The organism is Mycobacterium lacus (assembly GCF_010731535.1).
GTDB classification, from domain to species: Bacteria; Actinomycetota; Actinomycetes; order Mycobacteriales; family Mycobacteriaceae; genus Mycobacterium; species Mycobacterium lacus.
This window is the reverse complement of sequence record NZ_AP022581.1, coordinates 4,526,218-4,548,050: the sequence shown is the minus strand read 5'-3', so window position 1 is coordinate 4,548,050 and position 21,833 is coordinate 4,526,218. Positions and strand designations below refer to the sequence as shown.

Genomic DNA, 21,833 nt, shown 5'->3' with positions numbered 1-21,833 from the left:
TACGGTTGTTGTTCGACTGCCGTTGCGGGCGCCGGGTCGGATGGCATGCCACCGGCGTCCGCCAGCGGGGCCCCAACGCTAGCGGGCAAGCTAGCCATCGATTTTCGACTCGTTGTTAGGCGAAGGGACGCTATGGACGCGGCGATGACAAGAGCCGGCCTTACCGATCTGAAGTTTCGGCTGGCGCGTGAGTCCTTTGCTGATGCGGTGTCGTGGGTGGCGAAAAACCTTCCCACCCGGCCGGCCGTACCGGTGTTGTCGGGGGTGTTGTTAACCGCCTCGGACCGGGGCTTGACGATCTCCGGATTCGACTACGAGGTGTCCGCCGAGGCACAGATTGCAGCTGAAATCGATTCTCCCGGAACAGTTTTGGTGTCTGGACGGTTGTTGTCCGACATCACCCGGGCGCTACCGAACAAGCCCGTTGACTTCTATGTGGACGGCAACCGGGTCTCGCTGACCTGCGGAAATGCCAGGTTCTCGTTGCCGACGATGGCGGTCGAGGACTACCCGACGCTGCCCACCCTTCCGGAAGACACCGGGACGTTGCCGGCGGAGCTGTTCGCCGAGGCGATCGGTCAGGTCGCCATTGCGGCAGGCCGCGACGATACGTTGCCCATGCTGACGGGTATCCGGGTCGAGATCTCCGGTGAGACGGTCGTTTTGGCCGCCACCGACAGATTTCGTCTGGCGGTCCGCGAGCTGACATGGTCGGCGTTGTCACCCGATGTCGAAGCGGCGGTGCTGGTGCCGGCCAAGACGCTGGCGGAGGCCGCCAAAGGCGGGACCGATGGTTCCGATGTTCGTCTGTCGCTGGGGGCCGGAATGGGCGTCGGGAAGGATGGGTTGCTCGGCATCAGCGGCAACGGCAAGCGCAGCACCACCCGCCTGCTTGACGCGGAGTTCCCGAAGTTTCGGCAGTTGTTGCCGGCCGAACACACCGCGGTGGCCACTATCGATGTGGCCGAGTTGACCGAGGCGATCAAGTTGGTCGCCTTGGTGGCAGATCGGGGCGCACAGGTGCGCATGCAGTTTACGGACGGCATGCTACGGCTGTCCGCCGGCGCCGACGATGTCGGTCGCGCCGAGGAGGACCTTGCCGTCGACTTCGTCGGGGAACCGCTGACGATCGCGTTCAACCCGAATTATCTGACCGATGGCTTGGGGTCGCTGCATTCGGAGCGGGTGTCGTTCGGTTTCACGTCCCCGGGTAAGCCCGCCTTGCTGCGCCCGGTGTCGGATGACGACTGCCCGGTGACGGGCAGCGGTCCCTTCCCCGCCGTGCCGACCGACTACGTCTACCTGTTGATGCCGGTTCGGTTACCGGGTTGATCGCGGTTCCGGCGAAAAGGCGTCAAAGCAGGTGTACGTCCGGCATTTGGGATTGCGTGACTTTCGATCCTGGGCCCGCGCGGACCTCGAATTGTGGCCAGGCCGCACGGTGTTCGTCGGACCCAATGGCTTTGGCAAGACTAATCTAGTTGAGGCGCTGTGGTTTTCGTCGACTCTTGGATCGCACCGGGTGGGGACGGATATGCCGCTGATTCGCGCGGGCGCCGAGCGCGCCGTGGTGTCGACGATTGTCGTGAACGAGGGCAGGGAGTGTGCGGTTGACCTGGAGATCGCCGCCGGGCGGGCCAACAAGGCACGGTTGAACCGGTCGCCGGTGCGCAGCACGCGCGACGTGATCGGAGTGTTGCGGGCCGTGTTGTTCGCCCCGGAAGACCTGGCTTTGGTTCGTGGCGATCCGGCGGCGCGGCGCCGTTATCTGGATGACCTGGCGACCGTGCGCCGGCCAACGATCGCGGGCGTACGGGCCGATTACGAGAGGGTGCTACGCCAGCGGACCGCGCTGCTGAAGTCCGTGACGGGTGCACGGTACCGAGGCGACCGCGCAGTGCTGGACACACTCGACGTGTGGGACAGTCGCCTGGCCGAGCACGGCGCCGCATTGATGTCCGCCCGTATCGATTTGGTGAATCAGCTGGCGCCGGAACTGGAAAAGGCGTACCAGCATTTGGCGCCGGGATCGGGTACGGCTTCGATCGGTTATCGCGCCAGCGTGCATGGTTTAGGCGACGAATCCGATCGTGAGTTTCTCGAAGCGGCGTTGTTGGCCGCACTGGTGGCGCGGCGCGACGCCGAACTAGAGCGGGGGATGTGTCTGGTTGGTCCACACCGGGACGACCTGGAATTGCACCTGGGTGATCAACCCGCCAAAGGCTTTGCCAGCCATGGGGAATCGTGGTCGTTGGCGGTGGCGCTGCGGTTGGCGTCCCACGAGCTGTTGCGTGCGGATGGTGGCGAGCCGGTGCTCTTACTCGACGACGTATTCGCGGAACTGGACGACGCCCGTCGTCGCGCGTTGGCGACGGTCGCGGAATCGGCCGAGCAGGTCTTGGTGACCGCGGCGGTGCTGGACGACATCCCCGGGGGCTGGGACGCTAGGCGGGTGTGTATCGATCTGCGTGAGGGGGACACCGGTCGGGTATCGGTGGTGCAACCGTGACCGGCTGCGGCGACGGCAGTGATGTCGATTTGGTCAGGCGGACGCTGGAGGAAGCGCGGGCGGCCGCGCGGGCGCGCGGACAGAATGCCGGGCTGGGGCGCGCGGTGCCGGTTGCGCCGCGCGGTGTGCCCGGGCGGCGGCGGAGCTGGTCGGGACCCGGCCCCGACGTGCGTGACCCGCAACCGCTGGGTAGGGCGGCGCGCGAGTTGGCGAAAAAACGGGGCTGGTTGGTGCGCGTTGCCGAGGGCACCGTGCTCGGTCAGTGGAGTTCGGTGGTCGGGCAGCAGATCGCCGATCACGCCACCCCGACTGCGCTGGTCGATGGCGTGCTGAGTGTGACGGCGGAATCGACCGCGTGGGCCACCCAGTTGCGAATCATGCAAGGTCAGTTGCTGGCCAGGATCGCGGCCGCCGTCGGCAACGGCGTGGTGACCTCGGTGAAAATCACCGGTCCGGCGGCGCCGTCGTGGCGCAAGGGACCGCGGCACATCGCCGGCCGCGGGCCGCGCGACACGTATGGCTGAGCCCAGCCCGGCGGGTCGAACAAGCGAGGGGCGGCCAGCGGCTCAGAGCCGCTAAGACGGGACGGACCGCCGTCGCCGACGTCGGGACGCGACGGGAATAAAGATATCGAGCACACGGCGCGGCCAGATAGGTAGAAACGCGCCCGGAGAACCGGTGCGGAGGCCCGATCACGGTAGAGTGGATGGATGCGACCGCTGCGGTGACTGAACCGCTCGCATGCAACCCCAAGGAGAGCATTCGGACCGTGGCTGCCCAGAAGAAGAAGGCCCAAGACGAGTACGACGCCGCATCCATCACCATCCTCGAAGGGCTCGAGGCGGTTCGCAAACGCCCGGGCATGTACATCGGGTCCACCGGCGAGCGTGGGTTGCACCACCTTGTCTGGGAGGTCGTGGACAACGCGGTCGACGAGGCGATGGCCGGTTACGCAACCACCGTGAACGTGACCCTGCTCGAGGACGGCGGAGTCGAAGTCGCCGACGACGGCCGCGGCATCCCGGTCGCGATGCACGCCTCGGGGATACCCACCGTCGACGTCGTCATGACGCAACTGCACGCCGGCGGCAAGTTCGACTCCGACGCCTATGCGATATCGGGTGGTTTGCACGGCGTCGGGGTTTCGGTGGTCAACGCGCTTTCCACCCGCCTCGAGGTCGAGATCAAGCGTGACGGGTACGAGTGGACGCAGACCTACAAGCAGTCGGAACCGGTGGGCCTGCAGAAAGGGGCGGCGACCAAGAAGACCGGTTCCACGGTGCGGTTCTGGGCCGACCCCAACGTGTTCGAGACCACGGAGTACGACTTCGAAACCGTCGCGCGCCGGCTGCAGGAAATGGCGTTCCTCAACAAGGGGCTGACCATCAATCTCACCGACGAGCGCGTCACCCAGGACGAGGTCGTCGACGAGGTCGTCAGCGACGTCGCCGAGGCACCGAAATCGGCCAGCGAACGTGCCGCCGAATCCGCTGCGCCGCATAAGGTCAAGCGCCGCACGTTTCACTACCCTGGCGGCCTGGTCGACTACGTCAAGCACATCAACCGCACCAAGAACGCCATTCACGGCAGCATCGTGGATTTCTCCGGCAAGGGGCCTGGCCACGAAGTCGAGATCGCGATGCAGTGGAATGCCGGCTACTCGGAGTCGGTGCACACCTTCGCCAACACGATCAACACCCACGAAGGCGGGACCCACGAAGAGGGCTTTCGCAGCGCACTGACGTCCGTGGTGAACAAATACGCCAAGGATCGCAAACTGTTGAAGGACAAGGACCCCAACCTGACCGGCGACGACATCCGTGAAGGCCTGGCCGCGGTCATTTCGGTCAAGGTCAGCGAACCGCAGTTCGAGGGCCAGACCAAGACCAAGCTCGGCAACACCGAAGTCAAGTCGTTTGTCCAGAAAGTCTGCAACGAGCAGCTGACACACTGGTTCGAGGCCAACCCCGCGGATGCCAAAGTCGTTGTCAACAAGGCGGTTTCCTCGGCGCAAGCCCGCATCGCGGCTCGTAAGGCACGAGAATTGGTGCGCCGCAAGAGCGCCACCGACCTTGGTGGACTACCGGGCAAGCTGGCCGACTGCCGTTCGACCGATCCCCGCAAGTCGGAACTGTATGTAGTAGAAGGTGACTCGGCCGGCGGCTCGGCCAAAAGTGGCCGTGATTCGATGTTCCAAGCGATCCTTCCGTTGCGCGGCAAGATCATCAACGTCGAGAAAGCCCGGATCGACCGGGTGCTGAAGAACACCGAAGTCCAGGCGATCATCACTGCGCTCGGTACCGGGATTCATGACGAATTCGACATCACCAAATTGCGCTACCACAAGATCGTGCTGATGGCCGACGCCGACGTGGACGGCCAGCACATCTCCACGTTGTTGCTGACGTTGTTGTTCCGGTTCATGCGACCGCTGATCGAGAACGGGCATGTGTTCCTGGCGCAGCCGCCGTTGTACAAGCTGAAGTGGCAGCGCAGCGATCCCGAGTTCGCCTACTCCGACCGCGAGCGCGACGGCCTGCTGGAGGCGGGGCTGAAGGCCGGCAAGAAGATCAACAAGGAGGACGGCATCCAGCGCTACAAGGGTCTGGGTGAAATGGACGCCAAGGAGTTGTGGGAAACCACGATGGATCCGTCGGTTCGGGTGCTGCGTCAGGTCACCCTGGACGACGCCGCGTCCGCCGACGAGCTGTTCTCCATCCTGATGGGCGAGGATGTCGATGCCCGACGCAGCTTTATCACTCGCAATGCCAAAGACGTTCGCTTTCTCGACGTTTAGGACTGCCTAGATGACAGACACCACGTTGCTGCCGGGTGACGACTCGGTCGACCGGATCGAGCCGGTCGACATTCAGCAGGAGATGCAGCGCAGCTACATCGATTACGCGATGAGCGTGATCGTCGGCCGCGCGCTGCCGGAGGTGCGCGACGGCCTCAAACCGGTGCATCGCCGCGTGCTGTACGCGATGTTCGACTCCGGGTTCCGCCCGGACCGCAGCCACGCCAAGTCGGCGCGATCGGTCGCCGAGACGATGGGCAACTACCACCCGCACGGCGACGCCTCGATCTACGACACCCTGGTCCGGATGGCGCAGCCGTGGTCGCTGCGTTATCCGCTCGTCGACGGGCAGGGCAACTTCGGCTCCCCGGGCAACGACCCTCCGGCGGCGATGAGGTACTGCGTCTCCGCAGATGCGTTGGTGCGCTTGTCTTTTGGGCAGTCGATGCGGATTGGCGATGTGGTTCCGAAAGCCCGACCCAACTCCGACAATGCGGTCGAGCTGAAGGTCCTGGACCGGCACGGCAATCCCGTTATCGCCGATCGCCTGTTTCATTCGGGCGAGCATCAGACGTACACGGTGCGTACCGCCGAGGGCTACGAACTCACCGGCACCGCCAATCACCCGTTGCTGTGCCTGGTCGATGTCGGCGGGGTGCCGACGCTGTTGTGGAAGCTGATCGAAGAGATTCGACCCGACGATTACGTCGTGTTGCAGCGGACCCCGCCCGTGGAGTTCGGTCCCGCTGAGTGGCACTCCGTGATGGAGGCCCTGTTGTTGGGTGCGTTCATCAGTGAGGGTTTCGTATCCGAGCGGTGTGCCGGCTTCGACAATCTCGACCGCGACTACTTCGCAATGGTGGCCGGTGCTTACCATGCGGTGGTCGGCGGCAAAAGCCGTATTTACCAGACGACCAATGCATCGGGCTGTCGGATGCACGTGCTCCGCAGCGTCGGGTGCCAGTCGGCAGACAAGTATGTGCCGGAATGGATGTGGCATGCGCCCGCTGCCGTCAAGCGCGTCTTCTTACAGGCTCTCTTCGAAGGCGATGGAACCTGCTCCGTGTTGCCGCGCAATACGATTCAGATCTCGTACTCAACGCGCAGTGAACAGCTGGCCAAAGATGTGCAGCAGATGTTGCTGGAGTTCGGGGTAGTATCGCGCCGGTACCGCCACGCCGTCGGCGAGCACAAGGTCGTCATCACCAATCGAACCCAAGCCGAACTGTTCGCTACCCGAGTCGGTTTCGGCGGCGCCAAGCAGACCAAGCTAACCACGATCCTGTCGTCCATGCCACCATGCGCCGGGATGGACGCCGATCATGTCCCCGGACTGGCGGCCTTCGTTCGCAAGCACTGCGGTAGCCGGTGGGTCGACAAAGATTGGCTCAACCGCCACAACGTCGACCGGATCCAAGGTTGGCGCACCCGCGGCCACGAGATCCTCTCGCACATCGCCGACCCCGACGTGCGTGCGATCGCGACCGAGCTCACCGACGGCCGGTTCTATTACGCGCGCGTCGCGTCGGTGACCGAAGCCGGCATCCAACCCGTCTACAGCCTGCGTGTCGACACCGACGACCACGCCTTCGTCACCAACGGGTTCGTCAGCCACAACACCGAGGCCCGGCTGACCCCGCTCGCGATGGAGATGCTGCGCGAAATCGACGAGGAGACAGTCGATTTCATCCCCAACTACGACGGCCGGGTGCAAGAGCCGACGGTGTTGCCCAGCCGATTCCCCAACCTGCTGGCCAACGGCTCCGGCGGCATCGCCGTCGGCATGGCCACCAACATCCCGCCACACAACCTACGCGAGCTCGCCGACGCGGTGTTCTGGTGCCTGGAAAACCACGACGCCGACGAGGAAGCCACCCTGGCCGCCGTCTGCGAACGGGTCAAGGGCCCCGACTTCCCCACGGCGGGCTTAATCGTTGGTACCCAAGGGATTCACGACGCCTATACCACCGGACGCGGCTCCATCAGGATGCGTGGCGTGGTGGAGATCGAGGAGGACTCCCGCGGCCGCACCTCGATCGTCATCACCGAGCTGCCCTATCAGGTGAACCACGACAACTTCATCACCTCGATCGCCGAACAGGTCCGCGACGGCAAGCTCACGGGCATCTCCAACGTCGAAGACCAAGGCAGCGACCGGGTCGGCGTACGCATTGTCATCGAGCTCAAGCGCGACGCCGTGGCCAAGGTGGTGCTCAACAACCTCTACAAGCACACCCAGCTGCAGACCAGCTTCGGCGCCAACATGCTGTCGATCGTCGACGGTGTGCCCCGCACCCTGCGGCTGGATCAGATGATCCGCCACTACGTCGCCCACCAACTCGACGTCATCGTGCGGCGCACCACCTACCGGCTGCGCAAGGCCAACGAGCGGGCCCACATCCTGCGCGGCCTGGTCAAGGCGCTCGATGCGCTCGACGAAGTCATCGCCCTGATCCGCGCCTCGGAGAACGTGGACATCGCCCGGGCCGGACTGATCGAGCTGCTCGACATCGACGAAATCCAGGCGCAGGCCATCCTGGACATGCAGCTGCGTCGACTGGCCGCCCTAGAGCGCCAGCGCATCATCGACGACCTGGCCAAGATCGAGGCCGAGATCGCCGACCTTGAAGACATCCTGGCCAAACCGGAGCGGCAGCGCGGCATCGTGCGCGACGAGCTCGGCGAGATCGCCGACAAGCACGGCGACGACCGCCGCACCCGGATCATCGCGGCCGACGGCGAGGTCAGCGACGAGGACCTGATCGCCCGCGAGGACGTCGTCGTCACCATCACCGAGACCGGATACGCCAAGCGCACCAAGACGGACCTGTACCGCAGCCAGAAACGCGGCGGGAAGGGCGTGCAGGGCGCGGGGCTGAAGCAGGACGACATCGTGCGGCACTTCTTCGTGTGCTCGACCCACGACTGGATCCTGTTTTTCACCACCCAGGGCCGGGTGTATCGGGCCAAAGCCTACGAGCTTCCGGAGGCCTCGCGGACCGCGCGCGGTCAGCACGTCGCCAACCTGTTGGCGTTCCAACCGGAGGAGCGCATCGCCCAAGTCATCCAGATCCGCGGCTACGAGGACGCTCCGTACCTGGTGCTGGCCACGCGAAACGGCTTGGTCAAGAAGTCCAAGCTGACCGACTTCGACTCCAACCGCTCGGGCGGGATCGTCGCGATCAACCTGCGCGACAACGACGAGCTGGTCGGCGCGGTGCTGTGTTCGGCCGACGACGACCTGCTGCTGGTCTCGGCCAACGGCCAATCCATCAGGTTCTCGGCCACCGATGAGGCGCTGCGCCCCATGGGACGGGCCACCTCCGGCGTGCAGGGCATGCGGTTCAACGCCGATGACCGGCTGCTGTCGCTGAACGTGGTCCGCGAGGGCACCTACCTGCTGGTCGCCACCTCCGGGGGCTACGCCAAACGCACCGCGATCGAGGAATACCCGGTGCAGGGGCGCGGCGGCAAGGGAGTGCTGACCGTCATGTACGACAGGCGGCGCGGCAGGCTGGTCGGCGCCTTGATGGTCGACGACGACAGCGAGGTGTACGCGATCACCTCCGGGGGCGGCGTCATCCGCACGGCCGCGCGCCAGGTCCGCAAGGCGGGGCGGCAGACCAAGGGAGTTCGGTTGATGAACTTGGGCGAGGGCGACACACTGTTAGCCATCGCGCGTAACGCCGAAGAGAGCGCCGACGAGAACGGCGAGGACGTCGACGCTGACGGTTAGCCGGCGGATGGCCGCGAAGGAGGGCCGGGCAACTAGACTCAGCCCGACCATAAATTGTGACTGGATCGCCCGGGCGGCCAGGGATACATGTGAGGAGTCGGGGTGACTTCACCGAACGAGCCGGGCGTCCCCAGAATGGGCGACCCCCTGAACGGGGACGGTTCGGTCGAGCGTGCCGGTGCACACCGGGCCGCGACCGGACCGGCCCGTATCCCGGATCCGTCAGACGGGCCGCCGCGGCAGCGCGGCGCCACCCGCGCGTCCTACGCAACGCATCGCCCGCCGCCGGAACCACACGCCGAGACCCGGTTGCCGAGCCCACCGCTCAGCGCTGACGAACGGCTGAATCGCTTCATCTCCGGCACGGCGGCGCCGGCGGGCGGCCCAACCACCGGGCCGGTCAAGACCCCACCCCCGGAGCCCGACAGCATGCCGGCACGTAACGACGGCCCGCCCGTGGAGGCCTACGCCAGCGAATTGCCCGATTTGTCTGGCCCGATTCCCCGCGCCCCGCAACGCAAGCCCCCGCCCGACCTCCCCTCGGAGGCGTCGGGCGCCTCGGGTGCTGGCCGGTCTGCGACCCCGGAAGCTCGAGATATCCGCGAATCGCGTGTGCAGGTGTCCCGGCGAACGCGGGGAGGACCCGTGCGGGCCAGCATGCAGATCCGTCGCATCGATCCGTGGAGCACGCTGAAGGTGTCGCTGCTCCTGTCGGTGGCGCTGTTCTTCGTCTGGATGATCGCGGTGGCCTTCCTGTACCTGGTCCTCGGCGGTATGGGGGTGTGGGCCAAGCTCAACAGCAACGTCGGTGACCTGTTGAACAACACCAGCGGCAGCAGCGGCGAACTCGTCTCCAGCGGCACCATCTTCGGCGGAGCCGCGCTGATCGGGCTGGTCAATATCGTGCTGATGACCGCGATGGCCACCATCGCGGCGTTCGTCTACAACCTGGCGACCGACCTGATCGGCGGCATCGAAGTGACGCTGGCAGACCGGGACTAGTTCGGATGAGCGGCGACCCCCAGCGCCCGGCGTTGCCGCGCTTGCGATCGCCACGCGGTTTTGGGAGTCGGGTGGCGATTGCGGTAATCTCGTCGCTCGGCCATACGCGAGTACGGGCCTATAGCTCAGGCGGTTAGAGCGCTTCGCTGATAACGAAGAGGTCGGAGGTTCGAGTCCTCCTAGGCCCACGACCATGTGCCCGTCAAGACGTTGCGTGAAATTCGCGTTGCCGCTGATAGTCATCGCCGTAGTGGCGCTGGTGATGCGGTCGCGACGCGGCGTCGAGGTTTGGCACGTGGCGGCGGATCACGAACCGGGGTGCGACGAGGGGCCTTAGCTCAGTTGGTAGAGCACTGCCTTTGCAAGGCAGGTGTCAGGGGTTCGATTCCCCTAGGCTCCACAAGCGTCGAGATTGCCGCCATGGTCGTGGTTGGTATCGGAAGCACGGCCCCACGGCAATCTCGGCGCAAACCCCTAAGGACGTGGTTGCACGTCGACGCTGGGCGGGCGCGGCGACGGCTCGGGACGCATCGAGCGCCGGACAATGCTGAATGTCACGGCGCCGGCGACCAGCACCACGACGGCGGCCCCAGCGATGATCCACGGGCGGCGCTTGAAGTGACGACGCTGGGACTGACGCGCCTCCTGGATCACCTGCGGCAAGTTAGCGACCACCTCTTGCGCGGCGGCCAGCTCCTGGGCAATCGTCTCCTGGGCCGCAGCGAGTTCACGGGCCACCCGGCCTTCCCGGTAGCGACGGCGGAGTTCCGACGCGGTCGACTGCGCGGACTGCACCCCGAGCCCGACGACCCCCCGGGTGACGTCCACCGGTCCGACCGCCGTATAGGTCAGGCCTCGGGTCAGTCGCTCCCGAGGGGTCAACCGGGTTTCCGTCTTCGCGCTCATCTGCCGCCTTTCCGTATCGCCCAGTGGAGCATGTCTGTCGCAAGCCGAGGCCCAATTGGTATCTGAACAGACTGCCACCATTGGGACGCCAGCGGGACCATTGTGCGCGCGCCGCGCCCGGGTGCGGCCCGGCGCGCGCGTAATGGCAGACTGTGCTGTCGTGACTAACAGCCCCATTCAGACCGCCACTGCCACACTGCACACCAACCGCGGAGACATCAAGATCGCCCTGTTCGGAAACCATGCGCCCAAGACCGTCGCCAACTTCGTGGGCCTGGCGCAGGGAACGAAGGACTATTCGACCCAGAACGCATCGGGCGGCCCGTCCGGCCCCTTCTACGATGGCGCGGTCTTTCACCGGGTGATCAAGGGCTTCATGATCCAGGGCGGCGATCCCACCGGGACGGGCCGCGGCGGCCCGGGCTACAAGTTCGCCGACGAATTTCACCCCGAGCTGCAGTTCGACAAGCCCTACCTGCTGGCGATGGCCAACGCGGGCCCAGGCACCAACGGCTCGCAGTTCTTCATCACCGTCGGCAAGACTCCGCACTTGAACCGGCGCCACACGATCTTCGGTGAGGTGACCGACCCCGACTCGCAGCGGGTGGTGGACGCGATCTCGATGACACCCACCGACGGCAACGACCGGCCGACGGACCCGGTCGTCATCGAATCCGTCACCATCTCCTGAGGCGCCGCCACCCCGCCGCCCCGCGGCTCAGGTTCCCGGGCCGGCGTAACCCGACGCGGTGAGCGCGTCAAGCACGTCCAGCGGGTCGGTGCCAAGGTCCCAACGGGACAAGATCAGCAGCCCGCCGCCGGTTGTTTCGATCTCGAGCAACCGCATCTTGCGGCCCAAGCGGCGAAACTCGGTGATCCGAATGATCTTGATATCGGGGCGACGCAATGACTGCGTCCGGAACCACCCTCGGATCGCCAGGCCCGCGGGGGTAATTGCCAGTTTTGGGCGTGCGCGCCACGAGACGCCGGCAAACAAGATCAGACCCAGCGCGGCAATGCCGGTCATCACGCGGCCCGGCGGGTCTGTGACCAAGGTCACGCTGGCGATAGCCATCAGGATCCCAGCGGCTCCACAACCAGCGATTCCCGTTGCGCGAGGCGCCCATTCTGTTTGCTGCATGCCCCGCCTATGCCCTCCCACCACGGCCGATGCAGTTATCCACAAGCGCTATCAACAGTGGGGATGAATCACACGCATGTGATTGAGTTGCCGCAAGGTTGCTGGCCCAGTAACGAACGACCGCCAATATGAATCCATTATGTCCGCGCCAACCGTCAGTGCCACCGCATCGTGAGCAACAAACCGGTGATCATGAAAGCGAAGGCGATCGCGTAGTTCCACGGTCCCAGTTGCGCCATCCAATTGAGCGCCGTCGGGGCCTGACTGCCAACGGCGGCCAATTGGAACACCATCAACCAGACCAGGCCGATCAGCATCAAGCCGATGAACAGCGACACGAACCACACACTCGACGGTCCGACCTTCACTCGCACGGGTGTGCGGCTCACCGCGCCGACGGTGAAGTCGTTCTTCTTGCGAACCTTGGACTTAGGCATCGATACCTCTGAATACCTCGGGACAACCTCAACAAAGAGCGGGACGGGGTGCAACGATAAACGACAGCAGCTGCGGGCATAGCTTGGCTACGAGATTAACGCACCGGGACGCATGACCAAGAAGACGGAGACCCGATGATCGACGAGCGCCGCTCGACATGGCGGTTCGGCGTCCCGCTGGTGTGCCTACTGGCCGGCCTGCTGCTGGCAGCTACCCACGGGGTTTCCGGCGGTGCGGAGATCCGCCGAAGCGATGCCCCTCGCCTGGTCGACCTGGTGCGTCAGGCGCAGTCGTCGGTGAGCCGGCTCAGCACCCAGCGAGACGCGTTGACCAACAGGATCGATAGGGCGCACGGCCGGTCCTCGGATGCCGCGTTGGCGGCGATGCTGAGGCGGGCCGACGAGCTGGCAACGGAGGCCGACGTGGATCCGGCGCACGGTCCGGGCCTGGTCGTGACCCTCAACGATGCGCAGCGCGACGCCAACGGCCGCTTCCCGCGGGACGCCTCCCCCGACGACCTGGTCGTGCACCAGCAAGACATCGACGCCGTCCTCAACGCGATGTGGAGCGCCGGAGCGGAGGCGATCCAGATGCAGGACCAGCGACTCATCGCGACCTCGGTCGTTCGTTGTGTCGGGAATACGTTGCTGCTCAACGGGCGCACCTACAGCCCGCCCTACACGATCACCGCGATCGGCAATGCCGCCGCCATGCAGGCGGCCCTGGCCGCCGCTTCCCTGGTGACCCTCTACAAGCAATACGTGATCCGCTTCGGGCTCGGCTACCGCGAAGAGGTGAAGTCCGACGTTTCGGTCGTCGGCCACCCCGTGCCGCTCCAGATGCACTTCGCCAAGCCCGCCGGACCCTTGGGGTACTGAGGCGTGCTGACCCGGACGGTAACCTGTCACGATGCGGATCTTGGTCGTCGACAACTACGACAGCTTCGTGTTCAACCTGGTGCAGTACCTCGGCCAGCTTGGCGTCGAGGCCGACGTGTGGCGCAATGACGACACCCGGCTATCCGACGAGGCCTCCGTTGCCGCCGATTTCGACGGTGTCCTGCTTAGCCCCGGTCCGGGCACGCCGGAACGCGCCGGTGCGTCCATCAACCTGGTGCGCGCGTGCGCGGGGGCGCGCACCCCACTGCTCGGGGTGTGCCTCGGGCACCAGGCCATCGGCGTCGCCTTCGGCGCCACGGTCGACCGTGCGCCGGAGCTGCTGCACGGTAAGACCAGCAGCGTATTTCACACGAATGTCGGTGTGTTGCAGGGACTTCCGGATCCGTTCACGGCGACCCGATACCACTCGCTGACGATCCTGCCGGAGTCGCTGCCGGCGGTGCTGGAGGTGACGGCCCGCACCCGTGGCGGCGTGATCATGGCCGTGCGGCACACCGCGTTGCCGATCCACGGTGTCCAGTTCCATCCGGAGTCGATCCTGACGGAGGGCGGGCATCGGATGCTGGCCAACTGGCTCGCGGATTGCGGATGGGTGCGAGACGACACGCTGGTGCGACGGCTGGAAAACGAAGTCCTCACCGCGGTCCGGCCGCGTTTCCCGGGCCCGGCGGCCGGAATCGCCGCGGCTACTGACCGAACTTCAGCGTGATGATGCCGTCGCGGTTGACGCCGGCGCCGGCCGGCGGGTTCTGATAGACGACCCGGTTGTGCTGCGAGCCCCCGGCGTCGACGTCGGGGCCCTTGTCCAGCGCACCGGTCCAGCCCAGCGCGCGCAGCCGCGGTTCGGCGTCGGTCCAGAACATTCCGGACAGGTCGGGCATGACAAACTGGTTGCCCTTGGATACCTGCAGTTCGATGACCGAGTCCACCGGCACCATCGCGCCCGCCGGCGGGTTGGTGCCGATCACGTCCCCGGCCGGACGCGGGCTGTCCACCGACGCCTGACTGAACTTCGTGAAGCCGTACACGGTCAGGTTCTTCTGCGCGAGGTCGACCGTCTGGCCCGCGACGTCGGGAATCTGCTTGGCCTCCGGCCCGGAGCCCACGATGATGGTGATCACGTTGGTGATCGCCGAGGTCTGATTGGCCGGCGGGTTCGTCCCGATGACCTTGCCCTGCATTTCCGGGGTTGACGGCGAATTCGCCTGCTTGAAGCGGCCAAACCCGGCCGCAGTCAGCTTCTTGACCGCGTCGGCGTAGCTCAGCGAGGACACGTCGGGCAGTTCGCGTTGCTCGGGGCCGGTGGAAACGATGATGGTGATCTCATCGCCCGCAGCGACCGAGGCGTTAGCACCCGGGTCGGTGCCGATGACGTGGTCAGGCGGGATCGTCGAGTCGGGCTTTTGTTGGGTGCGCGTCTTGAAGCCCCGGTTTTGCAGAGCGGCGATCGCGTCGGCCGACGCTTGTCCCCGCACGTCGGGCACCTGAACATCGCGGGTATTACCGCCGAACGTGTTGATGGCGATCGTGACGAAGACGGTCAGGACCGCAAGGACGGCGACCACCGCCATCCAGCGGCCCACCGAACCGACGTTGCGGTCGCGGTCGGTGTCGTCGACGAGCTGGCGGGGCAAGGGATCGGTGCGCGGACCGCTGAGGCTCGGACCGGTGGATGACAGCAGCGAGGTCCGCTCGGCGTCGGTGAGCACCTTGGGCGCCTCGGGCGGCTCACCGTTGTGCACTCGGACCAGGTCGGCGCGCATCTCCGCCGCGGTCTGATACCGATTTTCCGGGTTCTTGGCCAGCGCCTTGAGGACCACCGCGTCGAGGTCGGCCGAGATGCCCTCGTGGCGTTGTGACGGCGGAATGGGGTCTTCGCGGACGTGCTGGTAGGCGACCGCAACGGGCGAGTCTCCGGTGAAAGGTGGTTCGCCGGTGAGGATTTCGTAGAGAACGCAGCCCAGCGAATAGACATCGGATCGGGCGTCGACGGAATCGCCGCGGGCCTGTTCGGGCGACAGGTATTGGGCGGTCCCGATCACGGCCGCGGTCTGGGTGACGCTGTTGCCGCTGTCGGCGATCGCGCGGGCAATGCCGAAGTCCATCACCTTGACCGCGTTGGTGGTGCTGATCATGATGTTGGCCGGCTTGACGTCGCGGTGGATGATGCCGTTCTGGTGACTGAAGTTGAGCGCCTGACAGGCGTCGGCGATGACCTCGATGGCGCGCCGGGGCGGCATCGGACCTTCGGTGTGCACGATGTCGCGCAGGGTCACACCGTCGACGTACTCCATGACGATGTAGGGCAATGGGCCGGCGTCGGTGTCCGCCTCGCCGGTGTCATACACCGCGACGATTGCCGGGTGATTCAGGGCCGCGGCGTTTTGTGCCTCACGGCGGAAGCGTAGATAGAAGCTGGGATCGCGGGCCAGGTCGGCGCGCAGCACCTTGACCGCGACGTCGCGGTGCAGCCGGACGTCGCGGGCCAGGTGAACTTCGGACATGCCCCCGAAACCGAGGATGTCGCCGAGCTCGTAGCGGTCAGACAGGTGCCGAGGGGTGGTCATCGCGGTGTCTCGTATCGGGCCAACGACGCTCGGCGATGCGGCGTCAGCGGAACAGCTGAGCTAGGTTCGATTGCCCGGTTGGCTTCGGGCCGCTTGCTCTGCCGTCCAGGATTACCTGTTTCTCCGCGATCCGTCCAATTGAGGCGCGGTCCCTGCCCGGTGGACGTCTGGCTGGCCGGTGGCGTCTGGGTGACAGTCGGAGGCGGTTGCTGCGGCTGCGTTTCGGCATTGTGGTTGATGACGATGAGCACGGCGATGATGATTGCCAGCGCGCCGAGCACGCCGGCGGCCCAGAGCAGCGCGCGTTGCCCGGACGAAAAGGTCCGCCGGGCCGGCGGGGGGCGGTGACCGCCAGTCGACGGGCGGGATCGGCGGGGCGCGGCAGCCCGGCTGGGCGAGCCGGCAGCGACCCTGGCAGGCGTGCCCGACGGGATGGCGGCCGGCGCGGCCCTGCCGGGCGGTGGTGACTGGCTGGGCCTCGGGGGCCGGCGGCCGGCGCGTACCGCGGCGACGGCATCGGCGAACGGTCCCCCGCTGCGGTACCGCATGCCCGGGTTCTTCACCAGCGTTATCTCGATGAGTTCGCGGACATTGGGGGGCAGGTCGGCGGGCAACGGCGGCGGGGGTTCTTTGATGTGCTTCATCGCCACCGTGAGGGCGCCATCGCCGGTGAACGGCCGCTTACCCGAAACCGCTTCGTACCCAACGACTCCTAGCGAGTAGACGTCACTGGCCGGAGTCGCCTCGTGGCCCAGGGCCTGTTCGGGCGCGATGTATTGCGCGGTGCCCATCACCATGCCGGTCTGGGTCACCGGGGCGGCGTCGACAGCCTTGGCGATACCGAAGTCGGTGATTTTCACCTGCCCGGTGGGGGTGATCAGGATGTTGCCGGGTTTGACGTCGCGGTGAACCAGGCCGGCGGCATGCGCAACCTGCAGGGCACGACCGGTCTGCTCGAGCATGTCCAGCGCGTGCCGTAGCGACAGCCGGCCGGTGCGCTTGAGCACCGAGTTCAACGGCTCGCCGTTGACCAGCTCCATGACCAGATAGGCCGTGCGGCCCTCGCCGTTCATCTGGCTTTCGCCGTAGTCGTGGACGCTGGCGATCCCAGGATGATTCAGCATCGCGGTGGTGCGCGCCTCGGCCCGGAACCGCTCGATGAATTCCGGGTCTTGGGAGAACTCCTGCTTGAGCACCTTGACTGCCACGCGCCGGCCCAGCCGGCTGTCCACCGCCTCCCAGACTTGGCCCATGCCGCCGGTGGCGATGAGCCGCTGCAGGCGGTACCTGCCAGACAGCGTCACACCAACTCGCGGGCTCATGGTCCTCCCTGCAGCGCGGCCTCGATGACGGCCCGTCCGATCGGAGCGGCGAGCGCACCCCCGGTCGCGGACAGGCGGTCGGCGCCATCCTCCACCAGCACCGCCACCGCAACTTTGGGAGCGTGCGCGGGCGCGAAGGCGATGTACCACGCGTGCGGTGGGGTGTTACGAGGATCCGTGCCGTGCTCTGCGGTACCCGTCTTGGATGCGATCTGCACGCCGGGGATGGCCCCTTTCTGCTGTGCGAGTTTCTCGGCGCCGACCATCAGCTCTGTTAGCTTAGCGGCGACCTGCGGCGACACCGCGCGGCGCTGCTGGTATGGGGCAGTCGCGCTGATGTTGGCCAAGTCCGGCCCCTTGAGGCTGTCGACCAGGTAAGGCCGCATCGTTACCCCGCCGTTGGCGATGGTCGCGGCGACCTGCGCGTTTTGCAGTGGTGTCAGTGCTACATCCTTCTGCCCTATGCTCGACATCCCCAGCGCGGCGGCGTCTGGAATGGGTCCGACGGTTGACTCGGCGACCTGCAGCGGAATCGGGCCCGGGGCGCTGTCGAGGCCGAACGACCGCGCCATGCCGCGCAGGGCGTCCGCGCCGGTCAGGATGCCCAATTGGACGAAGGCGGTGTTGCACGACCTGGCGAACGCCTCGCTCAGCGGCACGGTCGCCTCGCTGCCACAGGGGGCGCCACCGTAGTTCTCCAACGTCGCCGTGCTGTTGGGCAGCGGAATCGTGGGCGCCGCGGTCAGCGGCTCGGTCTCGGTGGCCCCGGCCGCCAGCGCGGCCGCGGTGGTGATCACTTTGAAGGTCGACCCCGGCGGGTACGTCTCCGAGATGGCACGGTTGACCAACGGGTTATCCGGGTTGTCCCGAAGCCGCTGCCACGCCCGCGCCTGTACGTCGGGATCGTGCGACGCCAGCAGGTTGGGGTCGTAGGACGGCGACGAGATCAGCGCCAGAATCTTGCCGGTGGACGGTTCCAGGGCAACCACCGCACCCTTGCACGGCCCACCGCAGCCCTGCTGCATCGCGTCCCACCCGGCCTGTTGGATGCGCGCATTGATCGTGGTGTCGACATTGCCGCCGCGCGGGTCGCGGCCGGTGAAGAAGTCGGCGAGCCGGCGGCCGAACAGCCGCTCGTCGGAGCCGTTCAACAACGGGTCTTCGGCGCGCTCCAGGCCCGTACTGGAATAACGCAGCGAGTAGAAGCCGGTAATCGGCGCGTACATCGCGGGGTTGGGGTACACCCGCAAGAAGCGGAAGCGGCTGTCGGTGGCCACCGAGTAGGCCATCAGTTGCCCCCCCGCGGTGATCTGACCCCGCTGACGGGAGTACTCGTCGAGCAGGACTCGCTGGTTGCGCGGGTCGGCGCGCAGCCCGTCGGCGGTGAACACCTGGGTCATTGTGGCGTTGAGGAGCAGCAGCACGATCAACGCCATCACGGTCACCGAGATCCGGCGGAGAGAGGCGTTCATACCTTCTGGATCACCTCTGTGTTGGCCGCCGCGATCGGCGAAGTGTTGCGCCGGCGGGGGCGCAGCGGACGCCGGGCGCTGTGCGAGATGCGCACCAGGATGGCCAGCAGCACGTAATTGGCCAGCAGGGACGACCCGCCGTAGGACATCCACGGCGTGGTCAGCCCGGTGAGCGGAATGAGCTGGGTAACGCCACCGACCACGATGAACAGTTGAATGGCGAGCGTCGAGGCCAGGCCCGCGGCCAGCAGCTTGCCGAAGCTGTCGCGGGTCGCGATCGCCGTGCGCAGGCCCCGGACGATGACGATCGTATAGAGCATGAGAAGCGCCGCTAGGCCCACCAATCCAAGCTCTTCGCCGAACGCGGCGATGATGAAATCGGTCGACGCCGCGGGCACGGTGTCGGGCTGCCCGTTACCGAGTCCGGTGCCGAAGATGCCGCCGGTGGCGAAGCTGAACAGCGACTGCACAATCTGATAGCCGCTGCCGTCGGGGTCGGCGAACGGGTCCAGCCAGGTCTGCACGCGGACCCGGACGTGGCCGAACATGAAATACGCCGCCGCGCTTCCCGTGGCAAACAGAACCAGGCCGATGACGACCCAGCTGAAGCGCTGCGTGGCCAGGTAGACGACCACTAGAAAGGACGCGTACAGCAGCAGCGACGTGCCGAGGTCCTTCTCGAAGACCATCACACCCACCGAGATCACCCAGGCCGCCAGGAGTGGGGCGAGGTCTCGTGGTCGGGGCAGGGTCATGCCCATCAAATGCTTGCCGGCGCTGGTGAACAGGCTGCGTTTGGCGACCAGCACCGCCGAGAAGAAGATCAGCAGGAGGATCTTGGAGAACTCAGCGGGCTGAATGGAGAAGCCGGGCAAGCGGATCCAGATCTTGGCGCCATTTTGTTCGGACAGCGATCTCGGCAGCAGCGCGGGAACCGCCAAGAAGACCAGACCCGTGAGTCCACATAGGTAGCCGTAGCGGGCAAGTCGTCGGTGGTCCTTGAGGAACGTCACCACCATGGCGAATGCGGTTACGCCGACGAGAGTCCACAGCATCTGCTGGCTCGCGGTGGGGTGGCCGTGCCGGCCGACCCCATTCTCGGCAAGGTCAAGCCGGTGAATCATGACCAGGCCAAGTCCGTTGAGCAGCGCCACCACCGGCAGCAGGAGCGGGTCGGTGTAGGGGGCGAAGCGTCGGATGGCCAGGTGCGCACACCCGAACAGGGTCAGGAAGGCCAGCCCATAGCTGGTCAGGTCCCAGCGCAGGGTCCGCTCCTGGTTGGCCTGAACGATGAGCAGCGCGGCGATCGTGATTAACGTGGCAAAACACACCAGCAGCAATTCGGCATTGCGGCGAGTGGGCAGCGGCGGGGTAACCGAAACCGGTGGTTGCAGTTGTGTCGTCATGCCACCGCCCGGCAGTCGATGCCCGGCTGGAGTGGCGGTGGCGGCAGTGCGGTCACTGTCGACGGGGCGGCGGACGGCGCGGTCGTCGAGGAAGGGGCGGGCTCCGCTGGAGCGGGGGTACCACCCGCTTGCGGGGGCGTGCTTGTGGCGGTGGCGCCGGAGGGCGCTGTGGCGCCGGCGGAAGGTGAGGCGGTTGGTGTGGTGGTCGGTGGCGCGGATGTGACGTTTGGTTGTGGTGTTCCGCTCGGGTTGGTCGTGGTGGGCGGCCCGGGCGGCGATGTCGCGCGGGGTGGCGGACAGGGCGGCAACAGGGAGTTGCTCGCCAAGTCACGCAATTGCGAGATCGCGTTGTCCAGGCTGCCGGTCGGGAGCCCGGCCTGAACCTGCGCGCGCTCAGAAGGGCGCAAGTCCTGCAGTTTCATCAGGTGGCAGTCGAGGTGACCGCCGGTTTGGCTGGAGCTGATCAGGGATAGCTCGTTGCGGGCGCTCAGGCAGCCAATCAAATAGGGCTCGTGCAGTGACATGCCCAGCAGCGAGCCCTGGATTCCGCGCACGATGGACACCATGCCGTTGTATTCGGCGACGTAGTAGTTGTTCCGGACAATCGCGCGCCCGATGGCCAGGCCCGCAAGTACCACCAGCACCGCCACCGCGACAACGAGGAACGTTCGACGCCGTGACCAGCGGGGCCGATGAAACGATTCGATTTGCGGCGGAACGCGTTTGGCGACCTCTTTGCGGGGGTTGATCGCGGACGCGCGGCCGGCGGCGGTGTTGGGCAGGGTCACTTGGTCGTGGTCGTCGTCACCGGACACCGCCCCGGCCAGAATCGGCTGGGTCTGGCCGTAGTCGTAATCGACGACGTCGGCGACCACGACGGTCACGTTGTCGGGGCCGCCGCCGCGCAGCGCCAGCTCGATGAGGCGGTAGGCGCTCTCGGCAACGTCGGGGATCCGCAGCGCCTCGGCGATGGTTTCGTCGCTGACCGGGTCGGACAGCCCGTCCGAACACAGCAGGTAACGGTCACCTGCGCGGGCTTCGCGCATGGTTAGCGTGGGCTCGACCTCGTGACCGGTCAGTGCCCGCATGATCAACGAGCGCTGTGGGTGGCTGTGCGCCTCCTCCGGGGTGATCTTGCCTTCATCGACCAGGGTTTGGACAAAGGTGTCGTCCTTGGTGATCTGGGTCAGCTCGCCGTCGCGCAGCAGGTAGCCGCGCGAGTCGCCGATGTGCACCAGCCCGAGCCGGTTGCCTGCGAACAGGATCGCGGTCAGCGTGGTACCCATTCCCTCGAGGTCGGGCTCCATCTCGACTTGCGCGGCGATGGCCGCGTTGCCGGCGCGCACCGCGGCCTCGAGCTTGGCGAGCAGATCGCCGCCGGGCTCGTCGTCATCGAGATGGGCCAATGCGGCGATCACCAACTGGGACGCCACCTCGCCGGCCGCGTGACCGCCCATGCCGTCGGCTAGGGCCAGTAGCCGTGCGCCGGCGTAGACCGAGTCTTCGTTGTTGGCGCGTACCAGGCCGCGATCGCTGCGGGCGGCATATCGCAGGACCAGGGTCACGAGTGCCGCTCTCCCCCGCAAGCGGGCGGTAGCCCCACGATCCCGGCTCGAAAACCATCCAAGCCGGCATCAT

At 66.3% G+C, this 21,833-nt stretch carries 17 protein-coding genes and 2 tRNA genes; 11 read left to right on the top strand and 8 right to left on the bottom strand.

From position 1 onward, the window contains the following. The first annotated feature begins 132 nt into the window (after positions 1-132). The 8 genes from dnaN to G6N24_RS20920 all read left to right on the top strand — a co-directional run bounded on the left by dnaN (position 133) and on the right by G6N24_RS20920 (position 10,444). Positions 133-1,332, top strand: a complete 1,200-nt coding sequence (dnaN, locus tag G6N24_RS20955; protein ID WP_085163126.1) for a DNA polymerase III subunit beta — start codon at positions 133-135, stop codon at positions 1,330-1,332. A 31-nt stretch (positions 1,333-1,363) separates the two neighbouring features. Continuing rightward, positions 1,364-2,509, top strand: a complete 1,146-nt coding sequence (recF, locus tag G6N24_RS20950) for a DNA replication/repair protein RecF (RefSeq protein WP_085163125.1) — start codon at positions 1,364-1,366, stop codon at positions 2,507-2,509. Then, entirely contained in the window at positions 2,491-3,033 is a 543-nt protein-coding gene (locus G6N24_RS20945; protein ID WP_085163124.1) for a DUF721 family protein, read from the top strand. Before recF ends, G6N24_RS20945 begins: the two co-directional genes overlap by 19 nt. A gap of 245 nt (positions 3,034-3,278) precedes the next feature. Continuing rightward, positions 3,279-5,306 carry a DNA topoisomerase (ATP-hydrolyzing) subunit B gene (gene gyrB / locus G6N24_RS20940; protein ID WP_085163164.1) on the top strand — a complete coding sequence of 676 codons (2,028 nt, stop codon included), beginning with the start codon at positions 3,279-3,281 and terminating at the stop codon, positions 5,304-5,306. A gap of 10 nt (positions 5,307-5,316) precedes the next feature. After that, complete coding sequence (gene gyrA, locus G6N24_RS20935) at positions 5,317-9,042, top strand: intein-containing DNA gyrase subunit A (RefSeq protein ID WP_085163123.1); 3,726 nt, start codon at positions 5,317-5,319, stop codon at positions 9,040-9,042. Between the two features lie 102 nt (positions 9,043-9,144). Then, positions 9,145-10,044, top strand: coding sequence for a DUF3566 domain-containing protein (locus G6N24_RS20930; protein WP_085163122.1), 900 nt, complete (start codon positions 9,145-9,147; stop codon positions 10,042-10,044). A gap of 114 nt (positions 10,045-10,158) precedes the next feature. After that, positions 10,159-10,232, top strand: a tRNA-Ile gene (locus G6N24_RS20925). A gap of 139 nt (positions 10,233-10,371) precedes the next feature. Further along, positions 10,372-10,444 (top strand) — tRNA-Ala (locus G6N24_RS20920). Positions 10,445-10,518: 74 nt separating this feature from the next. On the opposite strand, the gene cwsA is transcribed toward G6N24_RS20920, so the two are convergent. Then, positions 10,519-10,950, bottom strand: a complete 432-nt coding sequence (gene cwsA / locus G6N24_RS20915; protein ID WP_085163121.1) for a cell wall synthesis protein CwsA — start codon at positions 10,948-10,950, stop codon at positions 10,519-10,521. Between the two features lie 142 nt (positions 10,951-11,092). Here cwsA and G6N24_RS20910 point away from each other — a divergent pair, with 142 nt between their 5' ends. After that, positions 11,093-11,641 carry a peptidylprolyl isomerase gene (locus G6N24_RS20910; RefSeq protein WP_085163120.1) on the top strand — a complete coding sequence of 183 codons (549 nt, stop codon included), beginning with the start codon at positions 11,093-11,095 and terminating at the stop codon, positions 11,639-11,641. A 27-nt stretch (positions 11,642-11,668) separates the two neighbouring features. On the opposite strand, the gene G6N24_RS20905 is transcribed toward G6N24_RS20910, so the two are convergent. Together G6N24_RS20905 and crgA are read right to left on the bottom strand one after the other, a co-directional pair. Continuing rightward, positions 11,669-12,091, bottom strand: coding sequence for a PH domain-containing protein (locus tag G6N24_RS20905; protein ID WP_085163119.1), 423 nt, complete (start codon positions 12,089-12,091; stop codon positions 11,669-11,671). Between the two features lie 155 nt (positions 12,092-12,246). Beyond that, positions 12,247-12,528: a cell division protein CrgA gene (gene crgA / locus G6N24_RS20900; RefSeq protein WP_085163118.1), complete on the bottom strand. Its 282-nt coding sequence runs from the start codon at positions 12,526-12,528 to the stop codon at positions 12,247-12,249. Between the two features lie 135 nt (positions 12,529-12,663). On the opposite strand from crgA, the gene G6N24_RS20895 reads away from it, so the two are divergent. Together G6N24_RS20895 and G6N24_RS20890 are read left to right on the top strand one after the other, a co-directional pair. Then, positions 12,664-13,407, top strand: coding sequence for a DUF881 domain-containing protein (locus G6N24_RS20895; RefSeq protein ID WP_085163117.1), 744 nt, complete (start codon positions 12,664-12,666; stop codon positions 13,405-13,407). Positions 13,408-13,438: 31 nt separating this feature from the next. Continuing rightward, positions 13,439-14,137, top strand: coding sequence for an aminodeoxychorismate/anthranilate synthase component II (locus G6N24_RS20890; protein WP_085163116.1), 699 nt, complete (start codon positions 13,439-13,441; stop codon positions 14,135-14,137). On the opposite strand, the gene pknB is transcribed toward G6N24_RS20890, so the two are convergent. The 5 genes from pknB to G6N24_RS20865 are packed head-to-tail and all read right to left on the bottom strand — an operon-like array spanning position 14,115 to position 21,760. Then, positions 14,115-15,995: a Stk1 family PASTA domain-containing Ser/Thr kinase gene (pknB, locus tag G6N24_RS20885; RefSeq protein WP_085163115.1), complete on the bottom strand. Its 1,881-nt coding sequence runs from the start codon at positions 15,993-15,995 to the stop codon at positions 14,115-14,117. The two genes, G6N24_RS20890 and pknB, sit on opposite strands and share 23 nt — an antisense overlap. Continuing rightward, a complete protein-coding gene (locus G6N24_RS20880; protein ID WP_085163114.1) occupies positions 15,992-17,317 on the bottom strand; it encodes a serine/threonine-protein kinase in 1,326 nt (441 codons plus the stop codon). The genes pknB and G6N24_RS20880 overlap by 4 nt, the downstream gene beginning before the upstream one ends. Next, on the bottom strand, positions 17,314-18,789 hold the full coding sequence (pbpA, locus tag G6N24_RS20875; protein ID WP_085163113.1) for a D,D-transpeptidase PbpA: 1,476 nt from the start codon (positions 18,787-18,789) through the stop codon (positions 17,314-17,316). The genes G6N24_RS20880 and pbpA overlap by 4 nt, the downstream gene beginning before the upstream one ends. After that, positions 18,786-20,195, bottom strand: a complete 1,410-nt coding sequence (locus G6N24_RS20870) for an FtsW/RodA/SpoVE family cell cycle protein (RefSeq protein ID WP_085163112.1) — start codon at positions 20,193-20,195, stop codon at positions 18,786-18,788. The genes pbpA and G6N24_RS20870 overlap by 4 nt, the downstream gene beginning before the upstream one ends. Further along, a complete protein-coding gene (locus G6N24_RS20865; RefSeq protein ID WP_085163111.1) occupies positions 20,192-21,760 on the bottom strand; it encodes a protein phosphatase 2C domain-containing protein in 1,569 nt (522 codons plus the stop codon). Before G6N24_RS20865 ends, G6N24_RS20870 begins: the two co-directional genes overlap by 4 nt. Positions 21,761-21,833 lie beyond the last annotated feature (73 nt).

Bases quoted from the DNA above. Each gene is read 5' to 3' on its own strand.
- pknB (WP_085163115.1), bottom strand. From the start codon at position 15,995: ATGACCACCCCTCGGCACCTGTCTGACCGCTACGAGCTCGGCGACATC.
- pbpA (WP_085163113.1), bottom strand. From the start codon at position 18,789: ATGAACGCCTCTCTCCGCCGGATCTCGGTGACCGTGATGGCGTTGATC.
- gyrA (WP_085163123.1), top strand. From the start codon at position 5,317: ATGACAGACACCACGTTGCTGCCGGGTGACGACTCGGTCGACCGGATC.
- G6N24_RS20870 (WP_085163112.1), bottom strand. From the start codon at position 20,195: ATGACGACACAACTGCAACCACCGGTTTCGGTTACCCCGCCGCTGCCC.
- dnaN (WP_085163126.1), top strand. From the start codon at position 133: ATGGACGCGGCGATGACAAGAGCCGGCCTTACCGATCTGAAGTTTCGG.
- cwsA (WP_085163121.1), bottom strand. From the start codon at position 10,950: ATGAGCGCGAAGACGGAAACCCGGTTGACCCCTCGGGAGCGACTGACC.
- G6N24_RS20905 (WP_085163119.1), bottom strand. From the start codon at position 12,091: ATGCAGCAAACAGAATGGGCGCCTCGCGCAACGGGAATCGCTGGTTGT.
- crgA (WP_085163118.1), bottom strand. From the start codon at position 12,528: ATGCCTAAGTCCAAGGTTCGCAAGAAGAACGACTTCACCGTCGGCGCG.
- G6N24_RS20890 (WP_085163116.1), top strand. From the start codon at position 13,439: ATGCGGATCTTGGTCGTCGACAACTACGACAGCTTCGTGTTCAACCTG.
- G6N24_RS20910 (WP_085163120.1), top strand. From the start codon at position 11,093: ATGGCAGACTGTGCTGTCGTGACTAACAGCCCCATTCAGACCGCCACT.
- G6N24_RS20895 (WP_085163117.1), top strand. From the start codon at position 12,664: ATGATCGACGAGCGCCGCTCGACATGGCGGTTCGGCGTCCCGCTGGTG.
- G6N24_RS20880 (WP_085163114.1), bottom strand. From the start codon at position 17,317: ATGAGCCCGCGAGTTGGTGTGACGCTGTCTGGCAGGTACCGCCTGCAG.